Source organism: Martelella sp. AMO21009 (genome assembly GCF_053484295.1).
Genome location: NZ_JBAKFR010000042.1, coordinates 1 through 12,148 on the forward strand (window position 1 = coordinate 1; position 12,148 = coordinate 12,148).

Sequence of the window (12,148 nt, forward strand, 5' to 3'; positions counted from 1 at the left end):
CGTGACCCTCAATGCAAGGTTCAGAGAGAAAATCATCCAACAGAGTTGATGACCCGGAGAGAAGGAGACGGCCGTGCCGGCTGTCCGCCAGCCGAAAACGCACGTTTCCGCGCTGCCCCGAATCCGTGTATGGCTGCATCATGATCTTCCGTCGCATCGCCCGCATCTTCGAAAACTGGATCGATCCGCTTGCCGACCGGCCGGTGGAACAGCCGCCGGGCACGCTGCTCGGCTTCATCTGGTTCTATCTCCGGCAGGCGAAATGGCCGTTCTTCGCCATGCTGGTGCTTGGCGGCGGGACCGCGCTGATGGAGACGGCCTCGTTCTGGTTCATGGGCGTGCTGATCAACATTCTCGACGAAACCTCGCGCGAGGCCGGCTGGTCGGGTCTGATGGCGACCCATGGCTGGGCGCTGATCGGCATGGCGTTTACCATGGTCGTGGTGCGCGTGACGTTACTGTCGGCCTCCATGCTGGTGGAGGAGCAGACGATCACGCCGGGCTTCCAGAACATGGTGCGCTGGCAGTCCTATCGCTATGTCGCGCGCCAGTCGCTGACCTTCTTCCAGAACGATTTCGCCGGCCGGATCGTCACCAAGGTCTCGGCCGCCGGCCAGTCGATCGGCGATCTGATGTCGTCGCTCCTGCAGGTGGTCTGGTTCATGGCGATCTACACGATCTCGACCATGGCGCTGGTGGCCTCGCTCGACTGGCGGCTTGCGGCGCTGATCGCGCTCTGGATCGCGATCTTTGCAGTGCTTGCCCGCTATTTCGTGCCGCGCATCCGTCACAACGCGAAGGAACTGGCCGAGGTCAACTCGATGATGTCGGGCCGGCTGGTCGATTCGTTTTCCAATATCCTGACGCTGAAACTGTTCGGCAGCGATGAGGGCAATGATACCTATATCCGGCAGGGCTTTCTGCGGCTGATCGCGCAGATCCAGAAACTCACCCGGCTGATCACCGGGGTGCGGGCCGCGCTCAACCTGCTATCCGGCGTGATGATCACCGCGATCGCGGCTCTTTCCGTGCAGCTCTGGTTCACCAGCGACATTTCCTCCGGCGCGGTGGCCTTCACGCTCGGTCTCGCGCTCAGGCTCTCCATGCTGCTCGGACGGCTGATGATGCAGTTGAACGGCATCATGCGCGCCATCGGGACGGTCCAGAATTCGGCCGAGATGATCGCTCAGCCGATCGGGTTGACGGACAAGCCGGATGCGAAAGCGCTGACCGTCAGCCATCCCGAAATCCGCTTCGAGAACGTGGCCTTCGGCTATGACGGAGCGGGCCCGGTGATCCGCAACCTTTCGCTCGCGATCGGGGCAGGGGAGAAGGTCGGCATTGTCGGGCGCTCCGGCGCCGGAAAGTCGACGCTGGTGAACCTGTTGCTGCGGTTTTACGATGTCGATGGCGGCCGCATCCTTATCGATGGCCAGAACATCGCCGATGTCACGCAGGAAAGCCTGCGCGCCCATATCGGCATGGTGACGCAGGACACCGGCCTGTTGCACCGCGCCATCCGCGACAATATCCGCTTTGGCTCTCAGGAAGCCGATGACGACAGGCTGTGGGAGGCGGCGGAGCGGGCCGAGGCTGACAGTTTCATCGCCGACCTTTCCGACCTGCGCGGCCGCAAGGGGCTCGACGCCCATGTCGGCGAGCGCGGGGTCAAGCTTTCCGGCGGCCAGCGCCAGCGGATCGCGATTTCGCGCGTGATGCTGAAGAATGCGCCGATCCTGGTGCTCGACGAGGCCACATCCGCGCTTGATTCGGAGGTGGAGGCGGCGATCCAGTCCAACCTGATGAAGCTGATGGAGGGCAAGACCGTGCTGGCGATCGCCCACCGGCTGTCGACGATCGCGGCGCTGGACCGGCTGATCGTGATGGACAAGGGGCGGATCGTGGAACAGGGCACGCATGGCGAACTGATCGAGAGGAAAGGGCTTTACGCCTCGCTATGGGACCGGCAGTCCGGCGGCTTTCTGCCCTCGTTCGAAGCGGAAGAGTGACGCGCCGGGACGCGTATAACCCCTCTCCGCCGTTCGCATTTCAGGCCCTCGCGACGGCTTGTCCTTTTGCTTGTGATTGAAATCTGTCAAACACTGGACATCGTTGGTGAACATGCATAAAACTTGGCGGATCAAATGGACGCTGCCACGCGCCTTCGCTGGTAGACATGCGGAGGAAGGACGGTCCTCGGTGGCAGCGGCATCAGCTATGGAGGGACAGCGGTGCAAGACGAGATTGTTTCGACGGATCATTCCGGCGAACCGACCCGGCGCGATTTTCTTTATCTGACTACCGGAATGGCCGCAGCCGTCGGGGCCGCGGCGGTCGCCTGGCCGTTTATCGACCAGATGCGACCCGACGCGTCGACCCTTGCGCTATCGACCGTGGAAGTGGATGTTTCGAGCCTCGAACCCGGCATGTCGCTGACGGTTAAGTGGCGTGGCAAGCCGGTTTTCATCCGCAATCGCACGGAGCAGGAAATCGAGGAGGCCAAGGCCGTCCCGCTTTCCGACCTGAAGGATCCGGAAGCGCGCAACGAGAACCTGCCCTCAGGCTCGCCCGCGACCGACCTCGATCGCTCGGCCGGCGAAGCCAAGGAAAACTGGATCGTGATGATCGGTTCCTGCACCCATCTCGGCTGCATACCGCTCGGTCAGGCCGGTGATTTCGGCGGGTGGTTCTGTCCCTGTCATGGCTCTCATTACGATACGGCGGGCCGTATCCGTAAGGGGCCTGCGCCGCAGAACCTCGCCATTCCGCTTTACGAATTTACGGCCGATACCGTGATCAGGATCGGTTGAGGGGGAGAGACTGTTTCATGAGTGGACACTCAAGCTATGTGCCGTCGAACGGCGTGTCGAAATGGGTGGATTCGCGTCTGCCGCTGCCCCGCATGCTTTACGACAGCTTCGTTTCCTATCCGGTACCGCGTAATCTGAACTACGCCTACACATTCGGCGCCATGCTGTCGGTGATGCTGATCGTGCAGATCGCCACCGGCGTCGTGCTGGCCATGCATTATACCGCCTCCACCGGCGCCGCCTTCCTCTCGGTCGAGAAGATCATGCGCGACGTCAATTATGGCTGGCTGCTGCGCTACATGCACGCCAATGGCGCGTCGTTCTTCTTCATCGCCGTCTACCTGCACATTGCGCGCGGGCTTTACTACGGCTCCTACAAGGCGCCGCGTGAAATCCTCTGGATGCTCGGCGTGGTGATCTATCTTTTGATGATGGCAACAGGCTTCATGGGCTATGTTCTGCCCTGGGGGCAGATGTCGTTCTGGGGCGCCACCGTCATCACCGGCTTCTTCACCGCCTTCCCGCTGATCGGCGACTGGGTGCAGCAGCTCCTCCTCGGCGGCTTCGCCGTTGGCGAGCCGACGCTGCAGCGCTTCTTCGCGCTGCATTACCTGCTGCCGTTCATGATCGCGGGTGTCGTTATCCTGCATATCTGGGCGCTGCACGTGACCGGGCAGACCAACCCGACCGGGATCGAGGTCAAGCAGAAGAGCGACACCGTCGCCTTCACGCCCTATGCGACGGTCAAGGATGCGCTCGGCGTGACCGTGTTCCTGATCGTCTATGCCTGGTTCATCTTCTATATGCCGAACTTCCTCGGTCATCCGGACAACTACATTCCGGCCGATTCGATGAAGACTCCGTCGCATATCGTTCCGGAATGGTATTACCTGCCGTTCTACGCGATGCTGCGCGCGATCACCTTCAATATCGGCCCGATCGACTCCAAGCTCGGCGGCGTGCTGGTGATGTTCGGCTCGATCCTGATCCTGTTCTTCCTGCCCTGGCTGGATACGTCCAAGGTGCGTTCGGCCGCCTACCGCCCCTGGTACAAGCTGTTCTTCTGGGTGTTCGTCGCCAATGCGATCATGCTCGGCTGGCTCGGCTCGCAGGCTGCCGAAGGCATTTTCGTGGTGCTGTCGCAGCTTGGCACGCTCTACTATTTCGGGTTCTTCCTCGTCATCATGCCGGTTCTGGGTCTTATCGAGAAGCCGACAAGGATACCGAATTCCATCACCGAGGCGGTGCTTGAAAAGGAAGCCGCCCGGAAAAAGCCAGCCGGTTCCGGCGTGTGAAGGGCGGGGGAAATATCATGAAGAAACTTGTTACCCGCATCCTGCTCGTCGCGCTGATGTCGCCCGTCTGTCTGACTGGCGCCATGGCGGCCGAGGAAGAGGGACACGAAGGCGGCACGCCGCACTATCCGCTGAAGCATCCGCACAACATGGAGTGGAGCTTCTCCGGCCCGCTTGGCAATTATGACCGCGCCCAGCTTCAGCGTGGGCTGAAGGTCTACAAGGAAGTCTGTTCGGCTTGCCACTCGCTGGACCTCGTGGCCTTCCGCACGCTGACCGATCTCGGCTATTCGGAAGATCAGGTGAAGACCTTTGCCGCCGAATACGAGATCGAGGCCGGTCCGGACAATGACGGCAACATGTATATGCGGCCGGGCATCCCGTCGGATTATTTCCCGGCGCCGTTTGAAAATGCCGAACAGGCCGCCGCCTCCAACAATGGTGCTGCCCCGCCCGACCTTTCGCTGATGGCGAAGGCGCGCGGCATTACCCGCGGCTTCCCCACTTTCGTGTTCGACATGTTCACGCAGTATCAGGAAGGCGGACCGGATTATATCTACTCGCTGCTGACCGGCTACGAGGAACCGCCTGAAGGCGTCGAGATTCCGGCGGGCGGCCATTACAATCCGTACTTCGCCAATGCCGCGGCGCTTGCGATGGCCCCGCCGCTTTCCGACGGGATTGTCACCTATGATGACGGCGCGCCGGAAACGCTCGATCAGTACGCCAAGGATATATCGGCATTCCTGATGTGGACGGCGGAGCCGAAGCTCGAGGCGCGCAAGCAGACCGGCCTTACGGTCATGGTCTTCCTTGTGATCCTGACGGTTCTGGTCTACCTGACGAAGAAATCGATCTACGCGCGCAAGCCCCATTGATTTCTTGATGGTTTGCATAAGCAGGAAAAGGCGGCGGCAGCCGCCTTTTTAACGTGTTCGGTCTGGCACGACGAAAGGACCCCTGAAAATGAAATCGAATCCCGAACTGGCCGCCGCCATCCGTTCGATCCCGGACTATCCCAAGCCCGGCATCATCTTCCGCGATATCACGACGTTGCTGGGCGATGCCCGCGCCTTTCGCCGTGCCGTGGATGAACTGGTGCAGCCCTATGTCGGGATGAAGATCGACAAGATCGCCGGCATCGAGGCGCGCGGCTTCATTCTCGGCGGCGCGCTGGCGCACCAGCTTTCCGCCGGTTTCGTGCCGATCCGCAAGAAGGGCAAGCTGCCCGACAAGACCGTCTCCATGGCCTATCAGCTCGAATATGGCGAGGACACGATGGAGATGCATGTCGACGCCATCAAGCCCGGCGAGAAGGTGATTCTGTGCGACGACCTGATCGCCACCGGCGGCACCGCCGAAGGCGCGGTCAAGCTGCTGCGCCAGATGGGCGCCGAGATCGTCTCGGCCTGCTTCATCATCGACCTGAAAGACCTGCCGGGCCGCAAGAAGCTCGAAGCGATGGACGTCGAGGTGCGCTCGCTCGTGGAGTATGAGGGCCACTGAGGCCGGTTGCGCTTGCTTTTTGAGGAACGCTTGGCGGGGCTGGCGTCACCGCCGGTTCGGCCCGACGCATAAAACCAAACAGATCGGTCTGACTGCTTCTCCCCACGTTCTCCGTCACCCTCGGGCTTGTCCCGAGGGTCTAAGCACCTTTCAAAACGACTGGCGCTTGAGGCAGAGAGCGAGTGGTGATCAGTGTCTTGTTGCCCGCGAACACCGCTCGTGTCGATGCGGGATTAGATCCTCGGGACAAGCCCGAGGATGACGGTCGGTGGAAGGCGATCGGTCGGTCAGTAGAGCGCTCAGGCTGCCTTCGCCAAAGCGTCGTTGATATCGTCCTGAATATCCTCGGGCTTTTCGGTCGGGGCATAGCGCTTGATCGGCTCGCCATCGCGGCCGATCAGGAATTTGGTGAAATTCCATTTGATCATGCCGGAGCCGAGGAAGCCCGGCCGCTCCTTCTTCAGATATTTGAACAGCGGATGGGCATCGTCGCCATTGACGTCGACCTTGCCGAACATCGGAAAATCGATGTCGAACTGGGTCTTGCAGAACTCCGCGATCTCGCCCTCCGCGCCTGGTTCCTGTCCGCCGAACTGGTTGCAGGGAAAGCCGAGAACGGCGAAGGCTTGATCCCTATACTTCCTGTGCAGCATCTCCAGCCCCTCATATTGCGGCGTGAAGCCGCATTTGCTGGCGGTGTTGACGACCAGCAGCACATGGCCCCTGAAATCGGCAAGGCTCACGTCCTCGCCGGTTATGCTCTTGGCCGTGAAATCATAAACGCTCATGCCCGTCCCCTGATGCTGACTGGATGACAGCAATGTGGCGCAGGGGAGGGGTGACTTCAAGCGGGCCTGCGAGGCGTGGGGCCTCAGGTATTGAACCGGAAGTGGATCACGTCACCATCGGCGACGATGTATTCCTTGCCTTCGTCACGGGCCTTGCCGGCTTCCTTGGCGCCGGTTTCGCCGTTGAAGGCGATGTAGTCCTCATAGGCGATCGTGTGGGCGCGGATGAAGCCGCGTTCGAAATCGGTGTGGATCACGCCGGCGGCCGCCGGGGCCTTGGTGCCGCGGCGGATGGTCCAGGCGCGGGTTTCCTTGGGGCCGACGGTGAAATAGGTAATCAGGTCGAGCAGCTTGTAGCCGGCGCGGATCAGTCGGTCGAGCCCGGGCTCCTCAAGACCCATTTCGGAGAGGAACATCTCGGCTTCCTCCGCATCGAGCTGGGCCACCTCGGCCTCGATCGCCGCCGAGATGATTACGGTTTCCGCCGCCTGGCCGGCCGCCATTTCGGCGACGGCCTTGGTGTGCTCATTGCCGTTCGCCGCATCGCCCTCGGCGACATTGCAGACGTAGAGCACGGGCTTGGAGGTCAAGAGGTTGAGCGCCTTCAGGATCTTCAGCTCTTCAGGGTCGAGGGTGGCAAGCAGCCCGCGCACGGGCTTGCCATCCTGCAAAAGCTTCAGCGAGGCCTCCATCACCGGAAGCACGGCCAGGGCCTCCTTGTCCTTGCCGGTGGCGCGCTTGCGGGTCTGGTCGGCGCGCCGTTCGAGGCTTTCGAGGTCGGCGAGCATCAGTTCGGTCTCGATGGTCTCGGCATCGGCGACCGGGTTGATCCTGCCTTCGACATGGGTGATGTCGTCATCCTCGAAGCAGCGCAACACGTGGACCACGGCGTCGACCTCGCGGATATTGGCGAGGAACTGGTTGCCGAGGCCTTCGCCCTTGGAGGCGCCGCGCACGAGGCCGGCGATGTCCACGAAGGAGATGCGGGTCGGGATGATTTCCTTCGAGCCGGCGATCTTCGCCAGCGCCGCCATGCGCTCATCGGGGACGGCGACTTCGCCGGTATTGGGCTCGATGGTGCAGAACGGATAATTGGCGGCCTGCGCCGCGGCGGTCTTCGTCAGCGCGTTGAAAAGGGTCGATTTGCCGACATTGGGCAGGCCGACAATTCCGCATTTGAAACCCATGGAAATATCCTGTTTCGTGAATTCGCTTCTGGCCTGTGGCTATGGGCGATCTAGGCCGCCAAGGTCAAGGCTCGATCGACGAAACCGGGCTTTTCTCGCCCCGGCCCTTGCGAAAATCCCGCTGAAAGCGCAAAATGGGCGCATCGTCGGGCGCCGTAATGACTGGCTGGCGCCGACACACAATCCTCATCAGACACGAAATCAGAGAGCAAGCGCGTGAGCGATACGGGCGCCGATACCAAACGCAAGACCAAAACCGTCCCGAAGGTTGAGAAGCCGCGGCTCTACAAGGTCATTCTCGTCAATGACGACTACACGCCGCGCGAATTCGTGCTGGTGGTGTTGAAGGCGGTTTTCCGCATGAGCGAGGATCAGGGCTACAAGGTCATGATCACCGCTCACCAGAAGGGCAGTTGCGTCGTCGCCGTCTACACCCGCGACATCGCCGAGACCAAGGCGAAGGAGGCGATCGATCTGGCCAAGGAGATCGGCTTTCCGCTGATGTTCAAAACGGAGCCGGAAGAGTAGGGCGGTTTAGTCCTTCTTCGGGCCGAACATTTTTTTCAGCATATCGGCCATCGGGCCGCGTTCGGGCACGGCCTGCTGGCCGCGCTGGCGGGCCTTGTGGATGTGAGACTGGCCCTTGCGGGCGGGCGCGGCCTTTGGTTCCGGCTTCGCCGGCGCAGTACCCGCCGAAAGCGCAAGCTTGTTCATCAGCGTCGAATCCTCGCCGCGCACCAGAAGGTCGGCATTGTCGGCGAGTGCTGAAAGCAGCGGTTCTAGCCATTCGGAATCCGCCTTGGCGAAATCGCCCAGCACATGGCTGTGGACACGCTCCTTGCTGCCGGGGTGGCCAATGCCCAGACGCAGCCGCCGGTAGTCATTGCCGCAATGCGCGTCGATCGACTTGATGCCGTTATGGCCGCCGGAGCCGCCGCCGGTCTTGATCCGCGCCTTGCCCGGCATCAGGTCCAGTTCGTCGTAGATCACGATCAGATCAGCCGGCGTCAGCTTGTAGAAGCGCATCGCCTCGCCGACGCTTTCGCCGGAAAGGTTCATGAAGGTCTGGGGCTTGATGATCAGCACCTTCTCGCCGGCAAGGCTGCCTTCGGCGATCAGCCCCTTGAACTTCTTCGACCAGGGCGAGAAGCCGTTCTTTTCCGCGATCGCGTCGGCGGCCATGAAGCCGATATTGTGGCGATTGCCTTCATATTGGCCGCCCGGATTGCCGAGGCCCGCGATGATAAGCATGGAACTGTCCTGTCGTGAAAACCGGTTCTCAACAACCGGTTTTCGTGGCCGGTGTCAACCGCCGGAAAGCCGGGCGATGGTATCGGAAAGCGAGAGCGGCCGGGAATAAAGGTATCCCTGGCCATATTGGGCGCCGATGGCGTGGACCTGGCGCGCCTGTTCCGCGTTCTCGACGCCTTCCGCCACCATCTGACAGCCCATATTGAGCGAGATGGCGGCGATCCCCTCGATCAGGCGGCGCGACCGGCTGGCGACGGCGGCGTCGGGGTCGGTGAGGTTGCGGGTAAACGACTGGTCGATCTTGATCACATCCACCTGCAGGCGCGAGAGATAGGAGAGCGACGAATAGCCGGTGCCGAAATCATCAAGCGCCAGCCGGCAGCCCATCAGCCGCAGTTTGTGCAGGCTGGCGCGGATCCGGTCGCTGTCTTCCAGAAACACCGCCTCGGTGATCTCGACGGTCAGGCGCGCCGGATCGATGCCGAAGGCGTCGAGTTTCTCGGCCATGAAATCGATCATGTCGGGGGTCAGCTGCACCGGTGAGAGGTTCACGGCGAGATAGAGCGCGTCATTGCGCAGTTCTCTGCCCATTTGCCGGAAACCCGCAAGCGTTTTTGCAAAGAACTGGCGTCCCGCCGGTACGATCTGCTCCGTTTCCTCGGCGATCGCGATGAATTCGCCGGGCATGATCACGCCTTTTTCGGGGTGGTTGATCCTGATCAGCGCTTCGAAGCCGATCGTTGCGCCGCTCGCGAAGCTGATGACGGGCTGGAAGTGCGGTTCGAACAGGTTCTCCTCGATGCCCCTTTGCAGATGCGTCTCGGTTTCCGCGCGTCTTCTGGTGTTGGCGAACATCTCCGGCTCGAACCACAGCGTTCCGTGGCGGCCGGCATTTTTCTGAACCGAAACCGCGATCGTGGCAAGCCGCAGCAGATCCGTGCCATCGGTGGCGTGGTCCGGCGCGCAGGCGATGCCGATGCTGACATTGGTCGTGATCGAAGCCGTCTTCACGATGAAGGGCAGATAGATTGCATCCTGGATGGCGCTGGCGAGCGCCTCGGCCCGCGCCTTCGCATCGGGACCGGCGAGCACGAAGGCGAACTCATCGCCCCCAAGGCGCGCGGCGGCGGTCATTTCATCCAGCGCCGGGGTCAGCCGCTTGATGAAACCGCGCAAGACCTCTTCTCCGGTGCGGAAGCCGTGGTGGTCGACAATGGTCTTGAAGCGGTCGAAATCGACCAGAACACAGATCACGTCCCGGTCGGGGTTTGCCAGCAGGCGATCCAGAGCCCGCTCGAACCCCATTCTGTTCAAGAGCCCGGTCAGAGGATCGGTGAGAAGCGGCGCGTGCGCTTCCGCGCTGCCCGATATCTCGGGGAGCTCCCGGATGACGGCGAGTATGAAATTATCGCCATCGGGCGTGGAGACGGGAACGGCGGAAAACCAGATATCGATGCTGCTGCCATCGGCGCGCAGATATTTCAGCGTGCCCGCCTGCGACAGTCCCGAAGATCGCATCCGCTCCAGCCGGTCAGCCACCATGCGGCGGTCGGGATCGGCGATGAACTCGGTCATGTGAACGTTCACGACCTTTTCGCGGCGGTATCCGCCCGCTGTCAGCCAGCCATGGCTGGCGTCTACGATCTGACCGGTGACCGAAATCAGAACGACCATCTCGCTCTCGCTTTCGAACAGTTCGCCGAAAGCGGTGGTGGCCGGCAGCGCTTTGCGTTCCGAAAGGGCGAAGCTGCGCGAGAACCTGTTCAGTTTCGCCCGGCGGCGGCGCAGCCTGCCTTCGATCAGTTCGCGCTTGAAGGCGCTATCCGCAAGGGCCGGCGGCGCCCGCCAGATCAGAAGACCCAGCACCACTGCGGCGAAGGCGCACATGCCGCGCAATAGCCAGGTGCTCCAGAATGTGGGGTCGGAAAAATAGAATGACAGCTGCCCTGCGCCGCCCACCTGGCGCGCGAAAGCAATCTGCTGGGTATAAGCGAGCAGGCCCCGCTCCTGCTGTGTCGAAAGATCCTTATCTCTGACGACCAGCTCAAGCAGACCAGTCTGATTGGTAAGTTCGAGTTTCCGTATAACGGGCGTGTCGACGATCGCAGTCGCGATTTTTCCAATGGAGTTGATATCTGCGAGCCCGATCGCCGGCGCCACGGAACTTGCAATTTCCGCAATATGATCCTTGGCCTCAATCCTCCTTTTTTCCGCCACCCAAAGTCCGAGAAGCGCGGTCAGCAACATCGTGCATGAAAGCGCTATTCCGCATGAAAGCGCTACCATATTTGCTCTGCTCAACTTACGGCGTACCACCGAGCGCGCTCCTGCCTGACGCATTGATTGCTGATCCCAAGGGGGAAATGTGCCGATATCCAAAGGCCTCGAACGCGTTTTCCCGGCGGGAACAAGGCGCAGTCGACAGACTTAAAACCCTGATATTAAACGCTTCGGCAAGATGATTGGCAAGCGTATTTTAGTCAGCGCTTACAATAAAAGACCGCGAGCTTGCGCCCGCGGTCCCTGTCTGCCTGTCTTTGACGAAATCAATTCTCGTCGGAATTATCGTCGCCAGACTGCGCGGTCGCTTCAACCTCATCGGCCTCGGGCGCTTCCTCTTCGTCGGACTTGAGACCCGCGGGCGCCGCGATGGTGGCGATGGTGAAGTCGCGGTCGGTGATGACCGGCGTCACATTCTTCGGCAGGTCGACCGACGAAATGTGGATGCTGTCGCCGAGCTGGGCCGAACCGAGATCGACCGTGATGCTGTCGGGGATCGCGTTCGCCGGGCAGTGGAACTCGACTTCGTGACGCACGATGTTGAGAACGCCGCCCTTCTTGATGCCGGGGCAGGTTTCATCGTTGATGAAGTGAACCGGAACGGCGACGGTCACGATGCTCTTTTCCGAAATACGCAGGAAATCGACATGCATGACGAAATCGCGGACGGGATCGAGCTGATAGTCCTTCGGCAGGACCATGTACTTGTCCTTGCCGACTTCGACGTTGAACGTGGTCGTCATGAAACCACCGCCGAAGATCAGCTTCGTGATCTCGTTGCGCGAGATCGCGATGGAAACCGGGGGCTGTTTGTCGCCGTAGATCACGGCGGGGACCATGCCATTGCGACGCAGTTCGCGGGCGGACCCCTTACCAACCCGTTCGCGCGCTTCGGCTGTGAGCACAGAAGTGGTGCGGCTCATAGCAATTCCTTTCGGTTGTGTGCGGAGCGTTTTGCGGCGATATCTGAAAGCCGCAAAGCGGAGCGCCGTTGCCGGCCCTCATTCGCGCTGCCTCCAAGGGTGTCTGCG

At 61.3% G+C, this 12,148-nt stretch carries 11 protein-coding genes; 6 read left to right on the top strand and 5 right to left on the bottom strand.

Translation table 11 applies throughout. The features are described from left to right. The first annotated feature begins 140 nt into the window (after window positions 1–140). The 5 genes from V6766_RS23670 (at window position 141) to V6766_RS23690 (ending at window position 5,611) form a co-directional block, all read left to right on the top strand. Entirely contained in the window at window positions 141–2,009 is a 1,869-nt protein-coding gene (locus V6766_RS23670; RefSeq protein ID WP_448470719.1) for an ABC transporter ATP-binding protein, read from the top strand. A 222-nt stretch (window positions 2,010–2,231) separates the two neighbouring features. Beyond that, entirely contained in the window at window positions 2,232–2,810 is a 579-nt protein-coding gene (gene petA, locus V6766_RS23675; RefSeq protein ID WP_448470720.1) for a ubiquinol-cytochrome c reductase iron-sulfur subunit, read from the top strand. Window positions 2,811–2,827: 17 nt separating this feature from the next. Further along, window positions 2,828–4,105 carry a cytochrome b gene (locus V6766_RS23680; protein ID WP_448427334.1) on the top strand — a complete coding sequence of 426 codons (1,278 nt, stop codon included), beginning with the start codon at window positions 2,828–2,830 and terminating at the stop codon, window positions 4,103–4,105. Window positions 4,106–4,122: 17 nt separating this feature from the next. Continuing rightward, window positions 4,123–4,983: a cytochrome c1 gene (locus V6766_RS23685; protein WP_448470721.1), complete on the top strand. Its 861-nt coding sequence runs from the start codon at window positions 4,123–4,125 to the stop codon at window positions 4,981–4,983. An 88-nt stretch (window positions 4,984–5,071) separates the two neighbouring features. Beyond that, window positions 5,072–5,611, top strand: a complete 540-nt coding sequence (locus V6766_RS23690; RefSeq protein WP_448427335.1) for an adenine phosphoribosyltransferase — start codon at window positions 5,072–5,074, stop codon at window positions 5,609–5,611. 299 nt (window positions 5,612–5,910) lie between these two features. On the opposite strand, the gene V6766_RS23695 is transcribed toward V6766_RS23690, so the two are convergent. Both V6766_RS23695 and ychF read right to left on the bottom strand, forming a co-directional pair. Continuing rightward, entirely contained in the window at window positions 5,911–6,399 is a 489-nt protein-coding gene (locus V6766_RS23695) for a glutathione peroxidase (RefSeq protein ID WP_448470722.1), read from the bottom strand. 83 nt (window positions 6,400–6,482) lie between these two features. Beyond that, window positions 6,483–7,586: a redox-regulated ATPase YchF gene (gene ychF, locus V6766_RS23700; RefSeq protein WP_448470723.1), complete on the bottom strand. Its 1,104-nt coding sequence runs from the start codon at window positions 7,584–7,586 to the stop codon at window positions 6,483–6,485. Window positions 7,587–7,802: 216 nt separating this feature from the next. Between ychF and clpS the strand changes: the two genes are divergently transcribed. Continuing rightward, on the top strand, window positions 7,803–8,114 hold the full coding sequence (clpS, locus tag V6766_RS23705) for an ATP-dependent Clp protease adapter ClpS (RefSeq protein ID WP_448427338.1): 312 nt from the start codon (window positions 7,803–7,805) through the stop codon (window positions 8,112–8,114). 6 nt (window positions 8,115–8,120) lie between these two features. Here clpS and pth read toward each other — a convergent pair whose 3' ends face one another. The 3 genes from pth to V6766_RS23720 all read right to left on the bottom strand — a co-directional run bounded on the left by pth (window position 8,121) and on the right by V6766_RS23720 (window position 12,040). Continuing rightward, the gene (gene pth / locus V6766_RS23710) at window positions 8,121–8,837 is read right to left on the bottom strand and encodes an aminoacyl-tRNA hydrolase (protein ID WP_448470724.1); all 717 of its coding nucleotides are present in this window, start codon (window positions 8,835–8,837) and stop codon (window positions 8,121–8,123) included. A gap of 54 nt (window positions 8,838–8,891) precedes the next feature. Continuing rightward, window positions 8,892–11,123: a putative bifunctional diguanylate cyclase/phosphodiesterase gene (locus V6766_RS23715; protein ID WP_448470725.1), complete on the bottom strand. Its 2,232-nt coding sequence runs from the start codon at window positions 11,121–11,123 to the stop codon at window positions 8,892–8,894. A 260-nt stretch (window positions 11,124–11,383) separates the two neighbouring features. After that, a complete protein-coding gene (locus tag V6766_RS23720; protein WP_448470726.1) occupies window positions 11,384–12,040 on the bottom strand; it encodes a 50S ribosomal protein L25/general stress protein Ctc in 657 nt (218 codons plus the stop codon). Window positions 12,041–12,148 lie beyond the last annotated feature (108 nt).